Origin of the sequence: Halolamina pelagica (genome assembly GCF_001307315.1) — an archaeon.
Lineage (GTDB): Archaea > Halobacteriota > Halobacteria > Halobacteriales > Haloferacaceae > Halolamina > Halolamina pelagica_B.
This window is the reverse complement of sequence record NZ_LGUC01000001.1, coordinates 1,459,682-1,482,482: the sequence shown is the minus strand read 5'-3', so window position 1 is coordinate 1,482,482 and position 22,801 is coordinate 1,459,682. Positions and strand designations below refer to the sequence as shown.

At 69.5% G+C, this 22,801-nt stretch carries 28 protein-coding genes and 6 pseudogenes; 12 read left to right on the top strand and 22 right to left on the bottom strand.

Annotated features, from left to right (window positions below; all coding sequences use genetic code 11):
• Positions 1 to 9: 9 nt before the first annotated feature.
• From SY89_RS18295 to SY89_RS07810, 6 genes and pseudogenes are all read right to left on the bottom strand, one after another.
• Complete coding sequence (locus SY89_RS18295) at positions 10 to 588, bottom strand: hypothetical protein (RefSeq protein ID WP_239685546.1); 579 nt, start codon at positions 586 to 588, stop codon at positions 10 to 12.
• Complete coding sequence (locus SY89_RS17220) at positions 588 to 731, bottom strand: hypothetical protein (protein WP_189319134.1); 144 nt, start codon at positions 729 to 731, stop codon at positions 588 to 590. The genes SY89_RS18295 and SY89_RS17220 overlap by 1 nt, the downstream gene beginning before the upstream one ends.
• Positions 731 to 997: a hypothetical protein gene (locus tag SY89_RS07825; RefSeq protein WP_054583789.1), complete on the bottom strand. Its 267-nt coding sequence runs from the start codon at positions 995 to 997 to the stop codon at positions 731 to 733. The genes SY89_RS17220 and SY89_RS07825 overlap by 1 nt, the downstream gene beginning before the upstream one ends.
• A 48-nt stretch (positions 998 to 1,045) precedes the next feature.
• The gene (locus SY89_RS07820) at positions 1,046 to 1,624 is read right to left on the bottom strand and encodes a DUF7124 domain-containing protein (RefSeq protein WP_054583788.1); all 579 of its coding nucleotides are present in this window, start codon (positions 1,622 to 1,624) and stop codon (positions 1,046 to 1,048) included.
• A gap of 63 nt (positions 1,625 to 1,687) precedes the next feature.
• Positions 1,688 to 1,993: a hypothetical protein gene (locus tag SY89_RS07815; RefSeq protein WP_054583787.1), complete on the bottom strand. Its 306-nt coding sequence runs from the start codon at positions 1,991 to 1,993 to the stop codon at positions 1,688 to 1,690.
• Positions 1,990 to 3,842, bottom strand: a pseudogene (locus tag SY89_RS07810) (aldehyde ferredoxin oxidoreductase family protein). Before SY89_RS07810 ends, SY89_RS07815 begins: the two are co-directional and overlap by 4 nt.
• Before the next feature lie 104 nt (positions 3,843 to 3,946).
• Here SY89_RS07810 and SY89_RS07805 point away from each other — a divergent pair.
• Positions 3,947 to 4,360: a Rieske (2Fe-2S) protein gene (locus SY89_RS07805; protein ID WP_054583786.1), complete on the top strand. Its 414-nt coding sequence runs from the start codon at positions 3,947 to 3,949 to the stop codon at positions 4,358 to 4,360.
• A 224-nt stretch (positions 4,361 to 4,584) separates the two neighbouring features.
• On the opposite strand, the gene sod is transcribed toward SY89_RS07805, so the two are convergent.
• The gene (gene sod / locus SY89_RS07800; protein WP_054583785.1) at positions 4,585 to 5,187 is read right to left on the bottom strand and encodes a superoxide dismutase; all 603 of its coding nucleotides are present in this window, start codon (positions 5,185 to 5,187) and stop codon (positions 4,585 to 4,587) included.
• A 225-nt stretch (positions 5,188 to 5,412) separates the two neighbouring features.
• Between sod and SY89_RS07795 the strand changes: the two genes are divergently transcribed.
• On the top strand, positions 5,413 to 5,736 hold the full coding sequence (locus tag SY89_RS07795; protein WP_054583784.1) for a hypothetical protein: 324 nt from the start codon (positions 5,413 to 5,415) through the stop codon (positions 5,734 to 5,736).
• A 22-nt stretch (positions 5,737 to 5,758) separates the two neighbouring features.
• Here SY89_RS07795 and ilvA read toward each other — a convergent pair.
• Positions 5,759 to 6,978 (bottom strand): annotated as a pseudogene (ilvA, locus tag SY89_RS07790) (threonine ammonia-lyase).
• A 163-nt stretch (positions 6,979 to 7,141) separates the two neighbouring features.
• Between ilvA and SY89_RS18290 the strand changes: the two are divergent.
• The 4 genes and pseudogenes from SY89_RS18290 to SY89_RS07775 all read left to right on the top strand — a co-directional run.
• Positions 7,142 to 7,597 (top strand): annotated as a pseudogene (locus SY89_RS18290) (carbohydrate kinase family protein); the annotation flags it as partial.
• A gap of 251 nt (positions 7,598 to 7,848) precedes the next feature.
• Positions 7,849 to 8,136 (top strand): carbohydrate kinase family protein, encoded by a 288-nt coding sequence (locus tag SY89_RS18285; RefSeq protein WP_239685545.1) that lies wholly within the window; start codon positions 7,849 to 7,851, stop codon positions 8,134 to 8,136.
• Between the two features lie 59 nt (positions 8,137 to 8,195).
• Positions 8,196 to 8,794 (top strand): annotated as a pseudogene (locus SY89_RS19565) (DUF5789 family protein).
• 89 nt (positions 8,795 to 8,883) lie between these two features.
• A complete protein-coding gene (locus SY89_RS07775; protein ID WP_054583783.1) occupies positions 8,884 to 9,546 on the top strand; it encodes a VOC family protein in 663 nt (220 codons plus the stop codon).
• 251 nt (positions 9,547 to 9,797) lie between these two features.
• Here SY89_RS07775 and SY89_RS07770 read toward each other — a convergent pair whose 3' ends face one another.
• Together SY89_RS07770 and SY89_RS07765 are read right to left on the bottom strand one after the other, a co-directional pair.
• The gene (locus SY89_RS07770) at positions 9,798 to 10,619 is read right to left on the bottom strand and encodes a BtpA/SgcQ family protein (RefSeq protein ID WP_054583782.1); all 822 of its coding nucleotides are present in this window, start codon (positions 10,617 to 10,619) and stop codon (positions 9,798 to 9,800) included.
• 48 nt (positions 10,620 to 10,667) lie between these two features.
• The gene (locus SY89_RS07765; RefSeq protein ID WP_054583781.1) at positions 10,668 to 11,576 is read right to left on the bottom strand and encodes a hypothetical protein; all 909 of its coding nucleotides are present in this window, start codon (positions 11,574 to 11,576) and stop codon (positions 10,668 to 10,670) included.
• A gap of 144 nt (positions 11,577 to 11,720) precedes the next feature.
• Between SY89_RS07765 and SY89_RS17215 the strand changes: the two genes are divergently transcribed.
• The gene (locus SY89_RS17215; RefSeq protein WP_189319133.1) at positions 11,721 to 11,858 is read left to right on the top strand and encodes a hypothetical protein; all 138 of its coding nucleotides are present in this window, start codon (positions 11,721 to 11,723) and stop codon (positions 11,856 to 11,858) included.
• Positions 11,859 to 11,931: 73 nt separating this feature from the next.
• On the opposite strand, the pseudogene SY89_RS07760 reads toward SY89_RS17215, so the two are convergent.
• Together SY89_RS07760 and SY89_RS07755 are read right to left on the bottom strand one after the other, a co-directional pair.
• Positions 11,932 to 12,692, bottom strand: a pseudogene (locus tag SY89_RS07760) (GTP cyclohydrolase III).
• Between the two features lie 60 nt (positions 12,693 to 12,752).
• Positions 12,753 to 13,412: a hypothetical protein gene (locus SY89_RS07755; RefSeq protein WP_054583780.1), complete on the bottom strand. Its 660-nt coding sequence runs from the start codon at positions 13,410 to 13,412 to the stop codon at positions 12,753 to 12,755.
• An 86-nt stretch (positions 13,413 to 13,498) separates the two neighbouring features.
• Between SY89_RS07755 and SY89_RS07750 the strand changes: the two genes are divergently transcribed.
• From SY89_RS07750 to surE, 3 genes and pseudogenes are all read left to right on the top strand, one after another.
• Positions 13,499 to 13,945, top strand: coding sequence for a DUF4112 domain-containing protein (locus SY89_RS07750; protein ID WP_054583779.1), 447 nt, complete (start codon positions 13,499 to 13,501; stop codon positions 13,943 to 13,945).
• Positions 13,946 to 13,991: 46 nt separating this feature from the next.
• Entirely contained in the window at positions 13,992 to 14,804 is an 813-nt protein-coding gene (locus SY89_RS07745; protein ID WP_054583778.1) for an HAD-IIA family hydrolase, read from the top strand.
• Positions 14,805 to 14,849: 45 nt separating this feature from the next.
• Positions 14,850 to 15,640, top strand: a pseudogene (gene surE / locus SY89_RS07740) (5'/3'-nucleotidase SurE).
• Between the two features lie 26 nt (positions 15,641 to 15,666).
• Here the strand turns inward: surE and SY89_RS18280 are convergent.
• The 6 genes from SY89_RS18280 to SY89_RS07710 all read right to left on the bottom strand — a co-directional run bounded on the left by SY89_RS18280 (position 15,667) and on the right by SY89_RS07710 (position 19,919).
• Positions 15,667 to 16,218, bottom strand: a complete 552-nt coding sequence (locus tag SY89_RS18280; protein WP_054583777.1) for a hypothetical protein — start codon at positions 16,216 to 16,218, stop codon at positions 15,667 to 15,669.
• A gap of 82 nt (positions 16,219 to 16,300) precedes the next feature.
• Positions 16,301 to 16,816 (bottom strand): hypothetical protein, encoded by a 516-nt coding sequence (locus tag SY89_RS18275; protein WP_239685544.1) that lies wholly within the window; start codon positions 16,814 to 16,816, stop codon positions 16,301 to 16,303.
• A complete protein-coding gene (locus tag SY89_RS18270; protein WP_054583775.1) occupies positions 16,738 to 17,352 on the bottom strand; it encodes a hypothetical protein in 615 nt (204 codons plus the stop codon). The genes SY89_RS18275 and SY89_RS18270 overlap by 79 nt, the downstream gene beginning before the upstream one ends.
• A 92-nt stretch (positions 17,353 to 17,444) precedes the next feature.
• Entirely contained in the window at positions 17,445 to 17,810 is a 366-nt protein-coding gene (locus tag SY89_RS17210) for an MFS transporter (protein ID WP_054583774.1), read from the bottom strand.
• Complete coding sequence (locus tag SY89_RS07715; RefSeq protein WP_054583773.1) at positions 17,777 to 18,679, bottom strand: MFS transporter; 903 nt, start codon at positions 18,677 to 18,679, stop codon at positions 17,777 to 17,779. The genes SY89_RS17210 and SY89_RS07715 overlap by 34 nt, the downstream gene beginning before the upstream one ends.
• 82 nt (positions 18,680 to 18,761) lie before the next feature.
• Positions 18,762 to 19,919 (bottom strand): M24 family metallopeptidase, encoded by a 1,158-nt coding sequence (locus SY89_RS07710; RefSeq protein WP_054583772.1) that lies wholly within the window; start codon positions 19,917 to 19,919, stop codon positions 18,762 to 18,764.
• A 119-nt stretch (positions 19,920 to 20,038) separates the two neighbouring features.
• Here SY89_RS07710 and SY89_RS07705 point away from each other — a divergent pair, with 119 nt between their 5' ends.
• Complete coding sequence (locus tag SY89_RS07705; protein ID WP_054583771.1) at positions 20,039 to 20,584, top strand: GNAT family N-acetyltransferase; 546 nt, start codon at positions 20,039 to 20,041, stop codon at positions 20,582 to 20,584.
• A gap of 33 nt (positions 20,585 to 20,617) precedes the next feature.
• On the opposite strand, the gene SY89_RS07700 is transcribed toward SY89_RS07705, so the two are convergent.
• From SY89_RS07700 to SY89_RS07685, 4 genes are all read right to left on the bottom strand, one after another.
• Complete coding sequence (locus SY89_RS07700; RefSeq protein WP_054583770.1) at positions 20,618 to 21,025, bottom strand: hypothetical protein; 408 nt, start codon at positions 21,023 to 21,025, stop codon at positions 20,618 to 20,620.
• Positions 21,026 to 21,108: 83 nt separating this feature from the next.
• A complete protein-coding gene (locus SY89_RS07695; protein WP_054583769.1) occupies positions 21,109 to 21,444 on the bottom strand; it encodes a DUF4112 domain-containing protein in 336 nt (111 codons plus the stop codon).
• Positions 21,445 to 21,723: a UPF0058 family protein gene (locus SY89_RS07690; protein WP_054583768.1), complete on the bottom strand. Its 279-nt coding sequence runs from the start codon at positions 21,721 to 21,723 to the stop codon at positions 21,445 to 21,447.
• 109 nt (positions 21,724 to 21,832) lie between these two features.
• Positions 21,833 to 22,045, bottom strand: a complete 213-nt coding sequence (locus tag SY89_RS07685; RefSeq protein WP_049981868.1) for a DUF7120 family protein — start codon at positions 22,043 to 22,045, stop codon at positions 21,833 to 21,835.
• A 152-nt stretch (positions 22,046 to 22,197) separates the two neighbouring features.
• Here SY89_RS07685 and SY89_RS07680 point away from each other — a divergent pair, with 152 nt between their 5' ends.
• Positions 22,198 to 22,788, top strand: coding sequence for a sulfite oxidase-like oxidoreductase (locus SY89_RS07680; protein ID WP_054583767.1), 591 nt, complete (start codon positions 22,198 to 22,200; stop codon positions 22,786 to 22,788).
• The last annotated feature ends 13 nt before the right edge of the window (positions 22,789 to 22,801 follow it).

The following is a 22,801-nucleotide window of genomic DNA, read 5'->3' as shown; positions in this document are numbered from 1 at the left end:
GCGAACGTGTTACTTGTCGTCGAGCTCGTCGACCGACGTGGCGAAGCCGTCCTCGTCGGCGTACTTCTCGAAGTCTATCTCGCCGTCGACCTGGCCCTCGTTGATCTCGTGGGGGCCGAGGTTGTACTCCCAGACCTCGTATCCGCCGAACGCGTCCATCGCCCCATCCGGACGCCAGCCACTGTCCTTGTGAGCCATAGGGGTAGTTAGACCGACGGGGCTTAGTCGTTTTCCCTCACCAGTCGTCGACCGGCGCGCCCGGGCCGGCGCCCGGCTGGACCGAGTCCTCGGGAGGAACGTCCGCGCGAACAGTTCGAGATGCAGTTCGAGCACCGCGGCGGGCTCGGCGTCGACACGCTCGGCCTGTTCGTCGAGGAGCTCCTCGAGCTCGTCACTCGGTGCGTAGTGGAGCGTCCGATCGTCGAGTTCGAACTCGATTTCGGTGGTGCCGGAGGCGAGATGTTCGACCTCGAGCAGCGCCTGTTCGAGCTTCTGTTCCAGCGCGTCCTCGTCGTCGAGCATGCGCTGGTCGGCCCACTCCGCGGCGGCGGCGGCGAGCCGGTCGCCGATACTGACCGTCAGCGCCATCAGAACGACACCCCCTGTGCCTCGCCCTCGAAGGCGGGCTCCCAGCGGGTTACCGCCTCGCAGACGAGACACTCGGTGTTCACGGGACCGGTCTCGGCGCCGAACCGGGCCATGGTGTCACACTCGGTACAGACGTACTGCATTATTCAGCGGCGTCCTCGGGCGGCCACGCTTCGGGGGCGGGCTCGTCGCTCTCGAAGGCGCCCAGCACCAGCGTGGCGAACAGGATAGTCGCCGCCATCACGAGCACGCCGATGACCCCCGCTTCGGGCGTCATACCGGCCGGTTCGGGCGCCCAGTAGTCGAACTGACCCAGGACGCGGGCGACGGAGAACACCAACCAGGCGATCGCGACCAGTAGTCCCACCGTCAGGGTTCGGGACCGCTCGAACGCGTCTGTCAGACTCATAGCTGGGACATTGAGCCGTCGAGTCAAAAACCCCAGGGTCGGCAGCGATCAGTTCTCCGCGAGCGCCCAGTCGGCCTCCTCGGCCGCCGTCTCGAGCGGCATGAACTCCCAGTCGGCCTCCTCGGCCCACGCCTGCTCGCGCTCGTCGACGCCGACGAGCACCATGCGCTCGGCGTGGAACATCGAGTTCGGCCCGACGGCCGCGAGTCGCTCGGCGGGCCCCGTGCCGGAGCCGTTGAAGAAGTCGAGATCCAGCACGTTGTCGCGCTGGTACTTGTTGATCACCGTCGCGTCCACGTCGCCGACGATGCCGAGGTAGTCGGTCCAGTTCTCGGCGTCGGCGAGCACGGCGTGAACGTTCTCGAACCGTCGGATCGCCCGGTAGGAGAACGCCATCGTCATGTCGGCGGTCCGGGTCGGCGCCGAGCCGTGGGAGGCCGCACCCGGCGTCGACTCGGACTGCTCGACGGGCTGGGCGTTCTCCCACTCTTCCCCTCGACTGTGCCCCTCAGCCGTCCGACTCGCGCTCGGCGTGGCGCCGTCGCCACCCGAGGGCGTTCCGGGCTGAGCGCCGCCGGGTTCGGTCGCCCCGGCGGCGTCGCCGTGTTCCCGCGCGGCCTCCCCCACGCGCGGCTAGGTGTCTCGCCGGTGTTCGCGGGGTCCTCGCTCGTATCGGTCTCCTCGCGCCCCTCACCGTCGTCGCTCGGGGGACGCCGCCGGTCGGACTGCTACCCGAACTCGCCGGCGCCCCACCGGCGCCGCCGCCCTCGACGGGGACGCCGACCGGTCTGTCGTCGTTCTCGCGGGGGATCCGGGGGTGGCGGCGTCGGCGGCTTCGAAGTCGTCGGCGCCGATGTCGACGCTCCGCTCCGGGGCATCTGGCTCCTCGTCGGGCGATCCCTCGCCGCGCCAGAGCCAGTCTCCGGGGTTGGGCTGGTCGGCGTCGCGCTCCTCGTCGGGCTGTTCGACATCGTCGAGATCGATCCTGTCGGTCATTCTGTCTGTGTGTCCTCGGGTACAGTCGGGTCGCCGGCAGCGGCGACGGGGGTGTCCGCCGAGAGCGGCGTCGCCCCGTCGACGACGCGCTCGAGGTCGAGCGCCGCGACCAGTTCGCAGGTCGGCAGGCCGTCACGCCCCCAGCTGCGGTACTCGTAGTACGCTTCGAGCGTGCGCTGGAACGCGTCGGGGTCGACGGCGGCGCCGTCGGCGCGGGCCTGTCGCAGGCGGGCCGGCAGGCCGTCGTCCGCGCGGTCGAACCCCTCGCGGGCGTTGAACAGCCGGATCAGCGTCCAGATCCGCTCGCCCGCCCGCGCGAGCGACTCGGCGTCGTGGTCGATACCGACCGCACGGAGCCACTCGGCGCCCAGATCATCCCGGAGCACGTCACCCAGGAAGTCGTCGGCGACGAGACTCCAGAGCACCGAACGGGCGGTCTGGGCGTCAGCAACCTCTCGGACGGTCTCTGCCAGAGTGCGGTCGTGAAACACCTCCTCCTCGGTGACACCGGACGGGCGCGCCGGTGACAGCCGCCGCGGTCACTCGTCGCGTAGGCCAGCGCCATCCCTCGGCGCCTCGGGGGTCGTACCCCGGCAGCGCCATCGCCTTCACGGTCGGCACCAGCTCCTCGCCGGAGAGTTCGGCATCGGCCGCGGTGGCGCCGCCCGTTTCGGCCTCGCGTTCGACGAACGCGGCCGCCTCGGCGACGCCGTCGGCCAGCGCGTCCGCGAGCGGGTCCTCGCGCCGAGCGATGCGCTCGACGAGGTCGCGGGCCGCCGCCTCGTCGCCGAACGCCACCGACTCGTCGACGAGGTCGGCCTCGGCGGCGAGGACGGTCCACGAGACGGCGCTGCCCGACTCGATCACGTCCACGCCGAGGTGGTCGCAGGCGGCGCCAAGCGCCGCGACGGCGTCGAAGTCGTCGATCCCGAGCCCCGCACCGAGGCTGATCGACGCCGCGCCGCGGGGGACGCTCTCGCCCTCCTCGGTGTCGACTCGGAACCCGCCGGGCACGCGGTCGTCCGGGCGCTCGCGCTCGACCGCGGCGTCGCGTGCGGCGTCGATGCCGACGCCTTCGCTACCCTCGAACCGCCCGGCCTGCCAGCCCTCCGTCGCGAGTGCGCCCACCTCGTCGGCGAACTCGACTGACTCGAGGGTGCCGCTGGCGGCCTGCCAGCGGCCGGTCGCGTGGTCGGCGTACTCGGCGTCGGTCCGCTCGCGCAGCTGCTCGATCGCGGGCGGGATCTCGGGTCGGTCACCGCGGGCCACGACGGCTTTCAGTCGCTTCGCGCCCATCACGGCGCCGACGCCGCCGCGGCCGGCGTGGTGCTCGCCCGCGTCGGAGGCGACGGTGGCGTAGGCCACCTGGTTCTCCCCCGCCGGGCCGATACAGGCGACGCTCGCGTCCGGGTAGGCCTCCGCGGTCTCGACGGTGTCGGCGCCCCAGTTCTCCGCGGCTACGAGTTCGGCATCGCCGTCCTCGATGACCAGCGTCGTCGGGTGGTCGGCGGCGCCCTGGACGATCACGGCCAGACAGTCAGGCAGCGCGTCGGCCAGGGCGAGCGGGAACTGGCCGCCGGCGTAGGAGTCGAGAAAGCCGCCGGTCAGCGGCGATTTGGTCACCGCGGCGTAGCGCGTCTCACCCGGAAGGTAGCCCGAGAGCGGGCCGAGCGCGAAACAGAGGCGGTTCTCGGGCCCGAGCGGGTCGGCGTCGACTGGGAGCTCCTCGTAGAGATAGCGTGCGCCGAGTCCCTTCCCCCGAGGTAGCGGCGTCGCCAGCGTTCGGGAACGGTCTCGCGGCTGGCGACCCCCGCGTGAGATCGACGCGCAGCACCGACTCCCGTTGCATCTGTGAGAGCCAGGGTGGGCACGGCTAAAAGCGTTGCCCGACGGCACCACGCCCCCGAACACGGCGGCGCTATGCTTTTGTCGGCGCGCGGCGACGTGCCGTCGATGCGTGGGACGCACGTCGCGGCCGTCGAAGCGGTCCCGGAGCACGGCTCGTACCTGTTCAGCGTGGCGGACGCGTTCACCAACGAACGAGAGGCTATTCTCGTCCCCTGCGAGGCGGAGCCGGGGGTCGAGGCCTGGCTCAACACCTGCCCCCACGAGGACCAGCGCTTCGACACCGGTCGCGGGGCAGCGATCCGGGACGGCGAGCTCATCTGTCCCAAACACGGGTCGCTGTTCGACGCCTGTGCGGGCGACTGCGAGAACGGTCCCGCCGCGGGGTCGTCACTGCGCCCGATCGATATCGAAGTCAGGGACGGCGCGGTGTTTCTGGTCGACGACGGGTACACGTACCTCCACGAGGGCGGGTTGGACGACGACGACGGGCCGAGTTCGACCTCACACCTCTCGTTCTGAGCCGCCGGCGGGGCGCCAACCGGCGAAGCCGGCGTCGACGGGAGGGGGAGCGTCAGCGGGGTGCCGAAGCGGGAGAGGCTGGCTCACACAGCCACGGCATCGAGTTTCGTGATCGCCACACGGAGGCGGCGACAGGGCACGCGCCGTCGCTGGTTTACACAGCCACGACATCGACTTTCGTGCAGCGGTCCGGGGACCGCTGCCGGTCACTCGCCGCGGCTGGGTTACTCGAACAGCTCGACGGCCTGCTCGTAGCGGGCCGACGGCTCGTCCCAGTCGACCACGTCGAAGAACGCGTCGACGAAGTCGCCACGGGCGGGACCGTAGTCGTAGTAGTAGGAGTGCTCCCACACGTCAAGCGCCAGAATCGCGTGCGAGCCCCAGAGCGCGCCCTGGTCGTGCTTGTCGACGACGACGTTGCGGAGCTGGTTGCTGTAGGAGTCGTACACGAGCAGCGCCCACCCGCCGGCGGCGCCGGCAGCGGCCTCGAACTCGCCCTTCCAGGCCTCGTAGGAGCCGAAGTCCTCCTCGATACGGTCTCGGAGGGAGCCCGACGGCTCGTCGCCGCCCTCGGGGCTCATGTTCTTCCAGAACAGGTCGTGGAGGATGTGCCCCGACCCGTTGTGGGTCACGTCGCCGATCGCGCCCGGCGACGAGCCGAACTCGCCGTTCTCGCGGTTCTCCGCGAGCGTCTCCTCGGCGCTGTTCCAGCCGTTGACGTAGCCCTGATGGTGGGTGTCGTGATGCCACGTCAGCACCTGCTCGCTAATGGACGGTTCCAGTGCGTCGTAGTCGTACGGAAGCGGCGGCAGCTCGTAGTCAGACATGCAATCCGTCGTACGTCACGGGGCAGTATGAACGTTCGCTGAAACGGATTCAAGTTCGAAATCCGAGGTGTTTGCTTCTCCGGGGAAAGCGCCTACAGCGGCGCCGAACAAACCGACCACGGCTGGCCACCAGAGTTGACGACTGCCGGCACAGCCGAGCGCACTGTCGGCATCGGGCGGGCCGGAAGGGAGCGACTTTTGGTTCTCCACCTCCTGTTGCGTGGTATGGCGACACATGCACCGTGCGACGATTCGACACCGTCGTCGCTGCCCGACGCCGTCCCGCTCGACCTCCACAACCTCACGCGCCAGAGTTGGAAGCTCGGTAGCCAGATCGCCGACGACGCTCGGCGGCTCGGAGAGTGGCGCCACGCGGGCGGCGGGTGGTCGCTGACGGCGTTCGAGGCGACCGACGAAACCCTGGTGCTCCGCCTGCGCAGCCCAGTGGGTCGGAGTCGGTTCTACGGCGCGATCCAGACGGAGTTCCGCGAGGCGCGTCCGGCGCTGGACTCGTCGGCGGCGTGGGAGCGCGTCGACGGCGAGAAGTAGGAGGTCCGGCGCGGCGAGACCGCTACGACGGGCCCACGTCCCGCACCGTGTAGCCGGCGTTTTCGATGTCCTCGACGATGCGCTCGATAGCGGCCTCGCTGGGCGTCGTCAGCCGGGCGACGATGTCTGCTTCGCCCACCGGGAGCCCCTGTTCGGAGCGGTCGTGGCGCACGTCGCGGATGTTGGTGTCGTGCTTGCCGAACAGGGAGGCGAGCTCCCCCAGCACGCCGGGCCGATCGTCGATCCGGATGCGGATCGTGACGAACTGACGCCGGTCGACGAGCGCGCGGGTCAGCACGTCCTGGAGCGTCGCGATGTCGATGTTGCCGCCACAGAGCAGCGGCACGACCGTCCCGTCGACGTCGAGTTCGCCGGAGAGCAGCGGGGCGACCGAGGCCGCCGCGGCGCCCTCGACCATCTGTTTGGTGCGCTCGAGCAGCCAGAGCGTCGCGTTCGCGATTTCGGTGTCGTCGACAGTGACCACCTCGTCGACCCGGTCCTGGATGATCTCGAACGTCTGGTCCGAGAGACTCCCGGTCGCGATGCCGTCGGCGATGGTGTTGGGGTTCTCGTTCTCGACGGGTTCGCCCTTCCGGAGGCTCTGTGGCGCCGTCGCGGCGTCCTCGGCCTGGACGCCGACGACGCGTACGTCACTCTCGGCGGCCTGCATCGCCGTCGCCACCCCGGAGATCAGCCCGCCGCCGCCGATAGGGACGACGACTGTGTCGGGGTCGGGCACCTGCTCCAGCAGTTCGAGGCCGAGCGTTCCCTGCCCGGCGATCACGTCCGCGTCGTCGTAGGCGTGGACGAACGCGGCTCCGGGCTCGTCGGCGCGCTCCTGGGCCGCCGCCATCGCGTCCGCGAACGTGTCCCCCGGAGTTCGACCGTCGCCCCGTACCCTCGGGTCGCGTCGATCTTGGCCTGCGGCGCCGTCTCGGGCATGAACACCAGCGAGTCGAGCCCGCACTCCGTCGCCGCGAACGCGACCCCCTGGGCGTGGTTGCCCGCGCTGGCGGCGACCACGCGATCAGCCTCGCCCCGCTCGGCGATCTGGCAGATACAGTTGTACGCGCCTCGGGGCTTGAACGAGCCGGTTTTCTGGAAGTGTTCGAGTTTGAGCCACACGTCGGCGCCGACGGTTTCGCCCAGCGTGGCGCTCTGTCTGACTGGCGTCTCGCGCATCCGCTCGACGCGCCCGATACGCTCGCGGGCCTCGCGCACGTCGGTCAGTGAGACCGTCATGGCCGCGCTCCCCCTCGCTCGCCGTCGCTTCCGCGTCGGTTCGTGTCGTCGTTCACGCTCCCGGTAGTCGGGCGACACCGACTTAGGCCTTCGCTCATTCGCGCGACTGCGACGCCCCGCGTCGACCGCCGTGCACTTATCGCGGCCGCGACAGAGCGCGAGTATGAGCGACGCCGGCGACGACGTTCCGCCAGCCGACACCGCCTCCACAGCCGACACCGACACGGATCCCGACTTCGTCGCCGTCGGTGCAGCGACGGTCGATCGCTTCTACGGCGTGACGAACCTGCCCGCCCCAGACGGCGGGGCGTTCGCCCGCGAGGTGAGCGAACGCTTCGGGGGCGTCGGTGCCAACGTCGCGACCGGCGTGGCCCGGCTCGGCCGCGACAGCGCGCTGCTCGCCCGCCTCGGCGACGACGACCTGGGCGACCGCGTGCTCGCCGATCTCGACGCCGGCCCGGTGTCGACAGCGCTGCTCCGGCGCGGCCCCGGAACGACGACCCACTGCGTCATCCTCCGCGCCCCGGACGGCGAGCGGATGATCGTGACGGCGGGGGACTCGACAGTCCGGCTCCGGTTGGACGACGCCGATCGCGACGCGATCCGCGCCGCCGACGCCGTATTCGTGACAGCCTACACGCCGGACCCAGTGACGAGCGAGATCGTCGAGATCGCGGCCGAACCGAACGGGCCGGCGCTCGCGTTCGACCTCTCGGGACCGATCGAGGAGCTCCGGGACCGCGGGACGGAGCCGGCGACGATCGACCGCGTGGTCGAGATCGCCGACCTGTTCGTCACGGCCGAACTCGCCGCGGAGTCGTACCTCGATTGCCCGGGCCACGAGGCCGCCGACGTGCTCCGCGAACGCGGGTGCAGCCGGGGGCGGTCACGTTCGGTACCGACGGCGCGACGCTGTTCGACGGCGACGAGCGGACCCGGATCGTCGCGTTCGACGTCGCCGCGGTCGACACGACGGGGGCGGGCGACGCGTTCACTGCGGCATTGGCCGAACGCTGGCTGCTCGGCGGCGACGACGCCGTGGAAGCCGGTCAGTTCGCCGCAGCCGCGGCGGCGCTGAACTGTCGCGCCGAAGGGGCTCGCGGCGGACTCCCCGACCGAGCCGCCGTCTCGGCCTTCCTCTCCGAGCGAACGGACTGAATAGCCGAAATCATCAGTTCGGGCACAGGGTTATCTTCCCTCGCCTTGTACGTTGACGTATGGCAGACGACAAGCAAGGCCGAGACAAGCAGGCCCACGACGCCGAGCGGCGACAGCGTGAGCGAGCGATCCAGGCCGAACTGGAGCGCTACGACGAGACCGAGCCGCCCGTCGACGACGCCGAACTCGACGAGATCGAGGAAGAACTGGAGACCGTTTCTTTCCCGCGACCGGCGCGGAGGTCGTCGACGCCGTCGGCGAACGACGCGTCACGGCGGGGCAGGAGACGTACGCCGTCGGGGAGCTGCTCCCCGACGCCGACGTCGAGACGTTCGAAGATCCGGACGTCATCCGGAGCCGGATCCAGCGACCGACGCTGGCGTCGGCGATGAAGCGGATCGTCGAGGCCAGCGAGACGATCCCGAACGTGGAGTTCTCGTCGAGCAAGCGCGACGCCTACGAGAAGACCATCCGGGCGCTCCAGGCGGTCGACGCCATCGACGAGGATGAGGGCGTTCACGCGATCACCGAGTGGATCGTCGACCGGATCGAGGAGAAGGGGAAACTCCCGGGGTCGCGCGACGTGCGCCGGCAGGGGGCGAAGATCACTCGGGGCACCGGCTACGAGGTCCGAAACGACGAGTGGCTGGGCGTCTAAACGGCAGCTAACACTGCCGTTACCGGGTGTGGTGAACGTCCGGGAATCGATTTAGCCGTGGAGCGAGAACCAACTGGTAGGCGCTATCTATGGCCAACGTACCCACCCAAGCCGACGAGAGCGACGTGCCCGTCACCGCCGAGAAACCCGACAGTCCCGTCGGGGTCACCGGCGTCGACCACATCACCCTCATCGGGAGCAACGAGGCGGACACCGTCGAGTACTACCGGGACATCCTCGGGATGCCGCTGGTGCTCCGCCAGCCGAACCTCGACAACCCCGAGGCGACGCACCTGTTCTTCGACGCCGGCGACGGCCGGATCATCACGTTCTTCGTGACCGACGATCGGGACTCCGACAACCGCCCCCAGCGCGTCGGAATGGGCGGCGTCCACCACCTCGCGTTCAGCGTCGACGGCGAGCGCCTGCCGGAGATCGCCCAGGGGCTCGAAGACCACGGCTACGGCTACAACGAGTTCGACCGCGGCGCGTTCCACTCGCTGTACACCCGTGACCACAACGGCCTCACGATCGAACTCGCCGCCGACAAGTTCGAGATCCCCGACGACCGCCGGGGCGAGGTGCTGGCCCACGCACAGTCCCACCGCGTCGAGAGCGGCGCCGAGTACGTGAAGGACGAACACATGCGCGCCGCGCTGGAGGAGCTCGGCATCCCCGTCGAGGGGATCGAGATCCCGAGCACGGCCGCCTCCGGCTCGGGGGACTGTGAGCGAACGGGAGCCCGACCTTGACTCGGCGCTCGGGGCCGTCGGCGTCGCGCTAGACGCCGAGGATTCGCCAAAGTAAGTCACCGTCAGCGGCTTCTTTCAGGGTTCCAGTCTCGTCAGCTTGGGACTGAGCCGAGAGTTTATCACGGATAGCGCGGCCACGACCGTCGATGCGCTGAGAACAGCCCCGGGGCGTCAGCGGGAGTGCGGCACGCGCCTCGGGCGTCGACGGGCCGCCTGTTCGCCAGCCTCGTGAGCGACTGCGTCGACGACGGTCAGTGCTCCCGGACCTCGTCGGCCGCCGCGACCTGCTCCCGGGTTCGCTCCTCGCTCACGGGGTCGCCGGAGGCGTCGCCGGCCTTGAGCGCGGTGCCGACGATGACGCCGTCCGCGACCGAGAGGATCTCCCCGACCGTGTCGGCGGTAACGCCGCTCCCGACGAACAGCGGCACGTCCAGCCCGAACTCCTCCCGGCGGTCGGCGGCCTGCTGGAGCTCATCACGGTCGACGGCGTGGCCCGTCCCCATCCCGGAGACGACCGTCGCGTCGGCCAGCCCGCGCTCGACGTTGTCGGCGAGCGATTCCGCGGTGAACTCTTCCGCGGCGATCGGTGCTGAGTGTTTCACGTCGTGGTCGGCGAGCACCGCCACGTCGGCGCCGAGCCGGTCTCGCTCACGCATCGTCTCGTAGGCTTTGCCCTCGATGATCCCCTGGTCGGCAACGCGAGCGCCGGTGTGGATGTTGACTCGCATGAAGTCGGCACCGACGGCCTGGGCGACTGCGAGATCGGCGGCGGCGTCGTTCCGGAGTACGTTCACGCCCACCGGGAGGGCTACCTCCTCGGCAACCGCGCCCGCGGCCCGGGTCATCGAGGCGACGACGTGTTTGGGCACGTCGTCGGGGTAGAAGGGCGCGTCACCGAAGTTCTCCACCATCACGGCGTCGACGCCGCCAGCTTCGAGCGCCCGTGCGTCGGTGCGGGCACGGTCGATCACGGCGTTGCGGTCGCCGTCGAACTTCGGGGCGCCCGGGAGCGGATCGAGGTGGACCATCCCGACGATAGGCTGGCTGTGGCCGAACGTAGCTTCGAGATCCATAGCCGGGCCTCGAACTGACCCGGGTAAGCTCTGACGACTCCGGGACGGCTACGCCCAGAGCTCCGTCTCCTCACGGAGCCCGCCGGTGATGGTCGATCGAACAGCCTCGATCTCGGCGTCGACTTCGGCGGTGTTCTCAAGCAGCACAGTCTCGCTGGGGAACAGCTGCTCGCCCAGCACGAGCCCGTGGTCGCGGGCCGTGTTCCCAGTCACGGTGAGGTAGACGCCGACGCCAGCCTCCGCGATCGCCGCCTCCTCCTCCTGCCCGTTCTCGGGGTAGACGAACTCGATACCCCGGACCGCGTCCATCCCCAGAACTGCTTCCACCAACCGTTCGTAGCGCGGCGAGATACACATCGCTCCCTCGTACGTAGTGAGGAACCCCCGATCGAGCTCACCGCCTGAGGGGACGACTTCGGGCGTTCCGAGCAGGGTGTGATAGACGGTGTCGCCGAGCCCGGTCACGACGCGGACGTCGGACTCCGTCGGGTCGATGCGCTCGTTGACAGCCGCGAGGTTCGAGACGCCCTCGGGGCCGAGCGAGACGACCTCTTCCAGCACCAGATCAGCGGCGTCGAAGCCGAGCGCGAACTCGTGGGTCCGCAGCGCACGGAACGGCTCCTCCCGACCGACCAGATGGACGGCCGTGCCGCCGAGTTCGACGGTGAGACTGTCGAACACGATCCGCCGCGGTTTTCCCTCGCGGTCGTCCCGTACCAGCGTGAACTCCGGGCCGGACGGATCGGCCGGGTCGGAGTACTCGACGAGGCGTTCGTAGCTCCCCTTCTCGGCAGTCTGTTTGCCTTTCGTGATCGCCTTCTCGTAGCGGAGAACGGAGGTCACCTGATCGACCGTCGCCTCGGCGTTCTCGGTGTCGGCGACGGCGGCGACCCGCTCCAGCACCGCCTCCAGCGGTCGCCCCTTCCGGGGCACTGCGACGGGTACCGGCTCAGTCATTACGTGACCGAAGAGCCCGACGGAAAAAGCGGTTGCGGAAGGGGACAGCCGAGCGCCCCCGGGAAAACGGCTAAGCGACGCGGCGTCGTTGCTCCGCTGTGAAGAGCCGTGCCCCCAGCTGAAACTGCGTTGGTGGTCGGCGTGATGCTCGCACTCGCCGGTATCGTGCGCATCCTCTCCAAAGCGGTGACTGGCACCGACCAGCGACGTTTCGCGGTGTACCTGGTGACGCTACTCTGTTCACTCACTCTCGTTGGATATCTCCTGTTGACGAGCGCGTAGCTCTGGGGCGCCCGCGTGAGGTGATCGGCAGGGCAGACTCCCCCGTTCAACGACGACAGCGGCAAAACCGGCCTCAATGCTCGCCGCCCGCAAACTCGACCCGAGTCCCGTCGTATCGACAGTCTTCGAGCGCGTGCTTCGCGGCGATTCCGGCGTCGTGCGGGGTCGGACCGTGGCCGACACCGACCTTGAGCTCCACGTCGGCGTCCTCGCTGACGTGATCGATCGCCGCGCCGTACTCCGCCTCGCTCATCTGCGGGACGACCGCGATCACGTTGTCCCCGCCGACGAAGAAGGAGAGCGCACCGTGCGCCTCACGCATGTACCGCATCAGGCTGGCGTAGGCCTGCTCGATTCGGATGAACGAGTCGAACTCGTTCAGGCGGTCGGTGTACTTCCCGGTCGCGTCGTTCACGTCGAAGTGCGCGATCGCGACGTCGTCGGCCTCCGGGGGCGGTAGTCGCCGGCCAGGACCTCGCGGCGGCCGCGATCCTGGGCGCTGCCGGCCTCCTGCACGCGCTCGGTCGCGCCCTCGAGGGCCTCGATCGGCACCGAATCGACGGCGGTGCCGAGACTGACCGAGATCGGGTAGCGGTTGCCGATCGACTCCTGGAGGAGTTCGTGGTCCGCCTCGTCGAGGCCGTTCGTGACGGCGACCATGTTGTCGAAACGGGTGAAGAAGGCGTAGCCGTCGCGGGAGCCGACGAACTGCGCGATGTCCGCGAATAGCCGGGACTGGAGCGTCTGGAGGTCCATCTCCCGGCGGGGTTCGGGTTCAACGGTCCACGGGCCGTAGTTGTCGATCTGGATATGGGTGAGCTGCAGCCGACTCATCTCGGTCCGGGATCCGGGGGTCGCGTAGTTGTAGTTTGGTATTCCCGAATCTGGGGAGCCTTACCGCAGCGGCGACAGCAGCAGGCCGGTGTAGTACTTCGGCGCACTCTTTCGCGATCGAGCCAGCGCGACACGGAGCGCGTTGGCGGCGTCATCGAACACACCCGGCCCGTGGCCGACGAGCACGCGCTCCGGCGAGAGCGACCCCAGCGCCGTCCGCGGCGGGAACAGCCGCAGCGCCGGATGGACGCCGAGGCGCTCCACGTCGGTCGTGAAGAAGTCGACCGAGCCGACGGCTTCGGGAACCATCAGCGTCCCGCGGTCGCGGTCGTAGAGCGCCACCTCGTGCCAGAGCCGGTTGTCAACCACGGTGATCGTCTGGAACTCAGTGTCCGGGAGCGTGCGGCTGTACACAGTCGTCTCACAGTCCAGTTCGTCGGCGACGCCCGTGAGCGCCTTCGGCAGTGACACCGGAACGTCGTGGCGCTCGGCGACCGCTGCCGTGTCCCGTTTATGACGGTCCAGCAGCAGTGTCACCCCCACAACGTCGCCCAGTGTGGCGAGTTCGTCGTCGAGCCCGGGGGCGTCGACGGGGTCGATCACCCAGACGCCCGCCTCCGTCTCGATCGCGTGGCTGGTCCGGTGCATGCCGTCGAGCTCCTCCGCCAGCGTCCAACTGATCCCACCGTCCCAGCGATCGACGATTTCGAGCGTGCTCATACACCCTCTTCGAGCCGACGGGGTTTAACTCACGGCGGCACCGGCCCGCCACAGCGTTTTCCCCCGTCAACCGCGTATACCGATGCATGGGTGACGAGATCGCCGCGGCGTTCGACGGTATCGACCCGGCCGACGTGCCCGAGTCAGTCGACCGTGCGGCGCTCGAACGGATGCGCACCGTGGCGATGGTGCTCGACGAGTCGGTCGAAATTCCGGTTATCGAGTACCGGATCGGCGTCGATCCCCTGCTCTCGATGCTCCCCGGGGTCGGCGACGCGCTCAGTGCGGGGATCTCGCTGTACATCGTGGTGGAAGCAGCCCGGCTCGGCGTGTCGTTCACGACGCTGCTCGGCATGCTGGCCCGGATCAGCGCCGACGCCGTCGGCGGATCGATCCCCGTGGTGGGCCCGGTGTTCGACGCCGTGTTCAAGGCGAACAAGTGGAACGTCGAGGCGGCGATCGACGATCTGTTCCCCCACTCAAGCGACGAGGCCGATACCGGGCGAGACGCCGTCGAGATCCCCGTCGAGTAGTCACACCGAGCCGGCTGTTTTTGGTGGTCGCCGCCGTAGCAGGGGTATGGCGTATCAGGGGGCGATCCTCGACGTCGACGGGACCGTAGTGCGCGGTGAGGAGCAACTCCCGGGCGCCGCCGAAGGGTTGGCAGCACTCGAGTCGCGGGCGGTCCCGCGGCTGTTCGTCTCCAACAACCCCACCCGGCCGCCGACAGCGTACGCCGAGAAACTCCGACGCGCGGGCGTCGACGCCGCCCCGGACGAGATCCTCACTGCGGGCGCGAGCACGGTCTCGTATCTGGGGCGCCACCACCCCGGCGAGACCGTGTATCTCGTCGGCGAGCGCGGCCTCCGCGATCAGTTGGCGAGCGCGGGGTTCGACGTGGTGGTCGCGGGTCGACACGGCAACCCCGAACGCGGCGTCGACGTGGCAGTGGTGTCGATCGATCGGGAGTTCGACTACGACACGCTCACCACCGCCGTCCGGACCATCCGGACCGAGGATCTCCCCGTCGTGGGGACCGACCCCGACGCCGTCATCCCCGCCGCGGAGGGCGACGTGCCGGGCTCGGGGGCGATGATCGCCGCCGTCGCGGGTGCCGTCGAGCGCGAGCCGGAGGCCGTACTCGGAAAGCCCCACGGCATCACCCGGGAGTTGGCGCTGAACCGGCTGGACTGCGACCCCGCCGACTGCCTGGTCGTCGGCGACCGCCTCGACACCGACATCGCGCTGGGCGCCGACGAGATGACGACCGTGCTCGTGCGGTCCGGCGTTCGCGACTCGTCGCGGGTCGAGCGGTCCGCCGTCACCCCGGATTTCGTCGTCGACTCGCTCGCCGATCTCGGCGCCATCCTCGACGGCGAGGACCAGCGCTGATTCGGAGTCGAACCGCTTAACCGCGGTTCCGCCCCATCGGCGGGCATGAGCGAACCACGCATTCTGGTGACCAACGACGACGGGATCGAGAGCCCGGGGTTCCGGGCGCTCTACGAGGCTCTCGAGGAGGTGGGAGACCCAATCGCCGTCGCGCCGTACTCGAATCAAAGCGCGGTTGGCCGGGCCCGCTCCTTCGAGGCGACGGTCCATGAGTACGACCTCGGCTACGCCGTCGAGGGGACGCCGGTCGACTGCGTCATCGCCGGCATCGAGGCGCTCTGTCCCGACGTGGACATGGTCGTCGCCGGCTGTAACAAGGGCGCGAACCTCGGCGCCTACGTGATGGGTCGGTCCGGCACCGTCTCGGCGGCCGTCGAAGCGGCGTTTTTCGACGTGCCGGCGATGGCGGTCTCCCAGTACGTCCCACCGACGGCGACGAGGACTTCGAGGAGATCACGCCGCCGAAGGAGGCGTACACCGGCGCCAGCGAGGCCGCCGCGTATCTGGTGGAACGGTCGCTCGACACCGGCGTGTTCGAGCAGGTCGACTACCTCAACGTCAACGCGCCCGCGCCGGACGATTCCGTGGCGCGGCCGCCGATGGTCGTCACCGACCCTTCGCCGCTGTACGCGATGACCGCCGACTTCGACGGGGACGCGATCCGACTCGAGGACCGCGTCTGGCAGCGCATGCAGAACGGCGACATCCCCGACGAGAACGGCACGGACCGACGCGCGGTCATCGACGGGAAGATCAGCGTCTCGCCGTTGACCGCGCCCCACACCGTCGAGCGCCACGATCGCCTCGACGACGTGGCGGCAACGTACAGCCCCTAGCGACTCGCCGACGGCCACCGATCGGCTCAGTTGTACGTCTCCTTCCGTAGCACCGTAACCCGCGTCCCGTCGTGGACGGCGACGATGCGCTCGTCCTGCTCGTAGAACGTCACGTTCCGGACGGTCACCGACTCGTTTCTCTCGGGTAGCGGCCGGCGGACTGTATCGTTCCCCTCGCTCACGAGGAGGTAGAACGAGTCGTTCCCCGGGGCGACGGAGACGTTCTGGTTCGCGATCCGTGGCTCGGCCTGTGCGGGGGCGGAGGTGAACACCGTCCGCCGCTCACCCTCGGTTCCGAGCGCGACCGCGTAGGCCGTGCCGCCGCCGACGGCGGTCCAGCCGCGCCGGACCGCCGTGACCGTGTCACGCCAGCCGACGCCGCCGACCACGACGGTCGCCCGGCCGTTGGTGGCGAGTCGGCCGCGTGGCACGACCGAGAGCCAGATCCGCCTGTCGGGGTTGGCGACGATCACCCCGGAGGTGGTGACCTCGGTCGTCTCCCCGAACAGCGTGACGGGGATCGCCGACACCATCTCGTTCTCGACCCCCTCGGCGTACGTGACCTCGTAGCCGCGCACGGTCGCCGGCTCCCCGGGAGGTCGCCCTCCGTCGAGACGAGGTTGACCGCGACCGCGGGGCCGGAGAACAGCGCCGCCGTGATCACGAGGGCGACGACGCCCAGTTGTCGCACCGAGAGGTCCCTGACCCGCGGCTCGTCGCTATCTGGTGTCTGGTCCTCGCTGTCCCCGAAAACGGCGACCAGTCCGGGCCGGCGACGGCGACGACGATCGCTGTTGCCGCCAGCGCGACGAGGCCGAGGCCGGCCGCGCGGTAGAGCACGTACTCGGTGCCGCCGCGGTACCAGTACACCGCCCAGAGCGACTGGCTGGCGGCGAGGAGCACACCCCCGGTCCACAGCCGCGTCGGCGAGGGTGTCGCCCCGTCACGATGCCGGAGTACCACGGCCGCCAGGACCACGCCGACGAGCAATCCGATCGCGTGGCCCTGGATCGCGATATCCGCCCACCAGGGCGTGACGAACCGCGAGCGCCCCGACGCGGTGATCGTGGGGTTCCGGAGCGCGCTGTAGACGAGGTTCAGCAGGTCCGACCCGACGAGTGCCAGCACCGTCGCGAGCGGGTAGCGCGCCAGCGCGAACCCCGCGAACGCGAACACCACCCCGAGAAGCCGATCACGGCGCCGACGGTGAACATCGTGAGCACGACGCCGACGACGGCGACGCCGAGCGGGAAGAGGAGGAACGCCCGAGCCGTTGGGCGCCGCCGGAGCGCAGCGAGTCGCCCCCGGAGCGTCGACGGCGTCGATTCCGGATCGCCGGCGCTTTCCGGCGGATAGTGCCCGATCGCGTACTCGACGATGGGCGCGAGCGTCAGCGCGCCGAAGAGGTTCCCGAGGAGGTGGCCCGGCCCGGCGTGGGCGAAGCCGGCGACGAGCATCCCCAGCGGCTCGAAGTACGACCACGCCCGGAACGGGAGGACGACCGGCCGGTACCAGTGGGCGTAGCCGCTCTGGACGAACAGGTACACTCCGAGAACGCCCAGGACGGTGACGACGGTCCCCCACGGCACGCCGAGCACGAACCGCTCCCGGAGGCGCTCGAGGCGGCGGCCGTCGTCGAGCGCGAGGGCCAGCGCGCCGCCGCCGAGGAGTGCGGCGACGACGAACAGCCGCTGGAGGAGCGCCCAGGGCACCCCCCGAACTGGAGGGCCGACGAGACGGACATGGGCGTAGTAGTGCCGTCACCGGACTTGAAAGCTCGCCCGACGAGCGGTCGCCGTGACGACTACGCCCCCGGCCGGGGGAGTAGCATGTAGCAGCCGGTCGCGACCACGGCCAACCCCGCGAGCAGCAGGAACGCCGCGTCGAACAGCGCCGCGTCGGCGAACGCGCCGACGACGATCGCGCCGAGCGAGGAGACGCTCGTGAACACGGTCCGCAGGAGACCGTAGCCGCTGCCCCGGATATCCGCTGGCAGCCCGGCCGCGATGTACGCCGTCGCGACCGGGGTCGATCCGCGCTGGGTGCCGAGCAGGACGACGACCACGCTCAGCAGCAGGCGCTCACCCGTCAGCACCAGTCCGACCAACAACAAGGCGTAGACCGCCGTGATCGCGATCAGGACGACCCGTTCATTCGTACGATCCGCCACCCGCCCGGCGAGTGGCTGGGTGATCGCGGCGACGGCGAACAGCCCCCGAACAGGATCGCGGCGGTCCCCTCGCCGAGCGCTTTCACGTCGACGAGATACGTCGTGAGGAACGCGGTCAACCCCTGAAACGTGAAGAACGTCAGCGTGATCGCGGCCGTCACGAGCACGATCTCCCGATCCCGGACCGCCCCGAGCACGCGGGGCAGGAGCTCCCGCACCGAGGGTTCCGCTCCGGTCGATTCCTCCGCAGCCGGCCCTTCCGAGCGCGGGGTGCCGTCGAGAGCGATCCACAGCGCGACGAACGCAACGAGGAACAGCGGGATCTCCAGCCCGAACCCGAACCGCCAGCCGATCGCCGCCGCGAGCAGCCCGACGCCGGCAGGGAGCAGCGACGAGCCGACGTTGCCAGCGGCCATCACGACGCCGATCGCCGTCCCGCTGTTGTCGGGGAACGCCCGCGAGAGCAGCGTCACCCGCGGCGTCGCGAACAGGCCGCCGACGATCCCGAACAGGCCGGCGCTCAGAACGAAGACGGGGAACGTCGGCGACACGGCGAAGGCGGCGGCGACGGCCCCGCCCAGCGCCATCGAGCCGAGCAGCATCCGTCGTTCGCCGATCCGGTCGGTGAGCAGCCCGGCGGGGAACTGGCAGGCGCCGTACACCAGCCACATCGCGGTGACGGCGACGCCGGCGCCGGTGTTGCTCAGCGTGAACTCCGCGCGGATGTACGGCAGCGCCGCCGGGACGGAGAGCATCGTGCCGACGATCATCGCCCACCCCAGCGCGACGGCGACGACGCTCCAGCCGCGGCCGTCACCGTGGAGGGCGGTGAGCATCTCGCGGGCGCGGCCGAGCGTGGTCGGGAGCATGTCGAGAGGCGTGGCGCTATCGGAGCGGTGGGTTGGAGCGGTAAATAGCTGCGTCTCCCGGCGAACTGCTCGGCTCAGGCCGCTACTCGTCGAGGCGCCAGAGCTCCGTCTGGGGCTCGACGACGTACTCGGTGCCGTCCTCGGTCACCCGGACCATCTCCTCCTGGCCGACGTAGCCCCACTCGGTGTCGAGCCCGAGCTCCATCGTGTATATCTCGCCCGGCCGGGCCTCGCCCTCGACGGTCTCGCCGTAGCGCTCCCACTCCGGGCCCAGCAGCATGCCGCCGTCGTGGGCGCTGCGACCGACCTGGTGACCGAAGCCGTGGTCGAACAGCTCCCGGTCCCGCGCGACCAGCTCCGCGCGGGCGCGAGCGTCGACGCGGTGGCCCACGGCACCGGGTTCGAGTTCGTCGTAGCCGGCCTCGATGGCCGCGCGCACGTCCTCGAACGCCTCGACGAGGCCCGCCGGCGGCTCACCGTTGACCCAGAGCCGCTGGAGGTCGGCGGCGTAGCCGTCCTGGACGACGCCGAAGTCGACGTGGAGGAGTTCGCCCTCGGGGACCGTCCGGTCGCCGGGGAGCGTATGGCCCACGTCGGCGGCGCCGCCGGCGTGGACCGTCGGGCAGTACTCCCACGACCACGCGCTGCCGTAGCCCGCCTCCCGCATCCGGTCGTGGAGGTAGTCGGCGACCTCTGCCTCCGTGGTGTCGGCCGTCCACTCGTCGGCGGCGGCGTGGAGGAGATCGAGCGTCGTCTCGCCGGCGGCCTCGATGCGTTCCCGTTCGGTCTCGGACTTGATCCCGCGGACGTCGGCGACGATGTCGCCGGCGCCGACGAACTCCCGATCGGGCAGCAGGTCGTCGAGTCGGAGGTACATCCCGTGGGTGAGGCCGTCGGCGACGTTGTCGTCGCGGTCGAAGTTGACGGCGACCGTCTCGGCGTCGAGTTCTGCCAGCGCCGCCCGGAGCGGCTCCCGAATCGACTCGTCGTACGGGCGGACCGTGTGCACGCCCAGATCCTCGGCGGTCGGCGCGTCGTGCTGGCCCAGGATCACCGTGGACGCCTCGGGTCCGACGACGATCGCGGTGGGCCAGACCACGTCGAACCCCAGCACGTACGGCAGCGTCGGCTCGTGTATCTCGTCGGTCTCCCGGCAGTAGATCACCCAGACGTCGGCGTCGCTGTCGGCGACGGCGTCACGGGCCTGTTCCACTTTCTCGGCGACAAGGCGCTCGTCCATACCCGTGCCTGTCACTGACAGGGCTTAGCTTCCGGGGGAGCGGGACCGGCCAGGGAATCGGGCCGGGTGTTTATCAGGGACGGCGCGTGATGTGTGAGCAATCCACAAGGGAATCGAGAGTGATCGAGAAGGCACGCCGCGGCGTTCGCGGGCTGCTCGACCGAATCAGGCCCGCACGCATCCACCCAACTGAGCCCCCGTCGACGATCGTCGACGACGACGGCCGGGAGATCCAGATCCGTCCGTACCGCGACGAGACGTTCGCGGGACTGATCGAGATGTACGACACGTTCGACCCCGAACAGCGTGCCCAGGGGACGCCGCCGATCCGGCGCGACGAGATCCGGGCGTGGGTCGAGGGGCTCCTGGCGGGAGTGAACGTCGTCGCCCTCCACGAGGGCCGGCCGGTGGGGCACGTGAGCTTCGTCCCGGACGGCACGGATCGCCACGAGCTCGCGATCTTCGTCCACCAGGAGTACCAACACGCCGGCATCGGCAGCGAACTCATGGCCAACGGCCTGGGGTTCGCCCGCGAGCAGGGGATCAGGTACGTCTGGCTCACCGTGGAGTCCTGGAAGCGCGGGGTTCAGCGGTTCTACAGCCGCGCCGGGTTCTCCACGATCAACCCGATGGGTGCCGCCCACCGGATGTCCCGGACGCTCTGACACGGGACCGCCGCCTGCCGCGTCGGCGGCGCGTTACCGCGCCAGGACGAACGAGCCGACCAAGTAGGCCCCGACGGCGACGACGAGCGCGCTCGCGACGCCCAACAGCAGCCCCGGCGGTTCGCGAACGAACCCCAGCGTGAGCATCGTGATGGCGCCCAGTTCCAGTCCGAGGCCGAACACGCCCGTCCCGGTGCTGCGGCTCACTCGCTCACTCGCCGGTTCGAGGCTCTGACCCTCCTGTGCGGCCGTGTAGCTCAGCAGCCAGGGGATGAAGAGGAACGCTCCCACGCCGGCGAACGCGCCGACGGCGACGCCGTAGACGACGCTGTCGAACAGCAGCACGCTAACCCACGTGAACACGACGATCTGCATCACGCCGGCGCCGGCACCGAGTATCGTCAGGAGCTGGTCGCTCATCTCGGGTGACTCCGTAGCCATGACCGGAGCGTGAGCCCGATCAGGTGAAAAAACGAACCGGTTCGTTTCGGTGGTGGCTCACGGGGACCCGTCGCCGCCGTCGGTCAGCCGTCGGCGACGTGGCGCTCGATCCGTGCCACGTTTCGCTGGTTCGCGTTCCACGCGATGTCGAGCGCGTCGCCGACGATCGGGACGCTCCCGGCGACGGTTTCGACGAGTAGCAGCAGGAGCATCCACGCGACGGTTCGTTTCCGCAGGCCGAGTCGGTACCCCTGGTAGACGACGTACAGCGACGGGATCGCCATCGCCCAGTCGCCGACGACCGGAAGCAGCCCGATCAGCCCGTCGAACCCCACACGCCCGATCACGGGCAGCGTGAATGCGGCGTCGAGAAGATCTGCCACGCGCCGGGCACGGGTCAGCCGGGCCGGTTCAGCCATCTACAGGCGGCTTTCGGCGTCCTCGGCGAGCTCCTGCATCCGCTTGCCGATCCGGCCGGCCGAGGAGAACTCGTCTTCGCTCATCGCGTTCGCGAGCGCGTTGCCCAGCACGAACACGGCGTGTTTGTGCTCGCTCTTGGATTTATGGACGTGAGACGGGTCGACGTCGAGCTCGTCGTACTCGTCGAAGGTTCCGGGTTCGACGTCCTCGCGCTCCCGGAAGTTCTCCATGATGATCACCATCTGTTCGTGGAGTTCGAGCAGTTCGTCCTTGTGCATACCCGAACCACGCGGTTCCGGCGGTTAAACGTTATTGGGGTGACCTCACACGATACGCTCCCGAGGGAGTCGGGACTCACGGTGTGAGCGAACCCTGCGAAAACGCCGATCAGAAAACGTACTCGTCCTCGTGGCCCATCATGCCCTCGTCCTCGTACTCGGGCTCCTCGTCGTCCATCGGGCCGCTGGTTTTGTAGGCTTTCAGTCCGGTGGAGAGGAGTTCTTCGACGGCCTCGTTTCGGTCCACGAACTCGCCCTGCTCGACGAGCTGTGCGATCTGCATTTCCAAGTGTTCGGGGACGGTGAGATCGACCTTCGGCATCTGTCAGAGGAGTTTGTCGCAGCGGGTATTTAAGCCCGTTGCCGCGCCGCCCACCAGCGCAGCCGGCGCCAGCAGCCTGAATCCTCGGGGAAGACTCCGCCGAGGGTGCCGGATCCGACACCCATAGGTGACCGGACCCACTTCGACCGAGTATGACCACAGACGTGACGGCGCTCCACGAGGAGTTCGGTGGCGAGCGCCTCCCGCCCGGGCAGCGAAAGACCGAGAGCTTCCCCGTCCTCTCGAAGGGCGACACGCCCGCCGTCGACGACGACTGGACGTTCACCGTCTCCGGCGCCGTCGAAGAGCCTCGGGAGTTCACCGCCGCGGAGTTCCGCGATCTGGCGCCGGAGACGCAGCGACAGGACTTCCACTGTGTCACCGGCTGGTCGAAGTTCGACTGTGCGTTTACGGGCCTCCCCTTCCCCGAACTCGCGGACGCGGTCGGCGTCGCCGACGACGCCGAACACGTCATGTTCCACGCTCACGACGGCTACACGACCGATCTCACGCTCGGGGAGTGCGACCGCCGGGAGGTCATGTTCGTCTGGGCGTTCGACGGCGAGCCGCTGCCGGCCGACCACGGCGGCCCGCTACGGGTTGTGACCCCGCACAAGTACGCCTACAAGGGCGCGAAGTGGGTGAAAGGCGTGGAGTTCCTCACCGAGCCCGAGCTCGGCTACTGGGAGAAACGCGGCTACTCCGACTCCGCGAACCCGTGGAACGAGGAGCGGTACAGTTAGGGCCGTCCCCCGA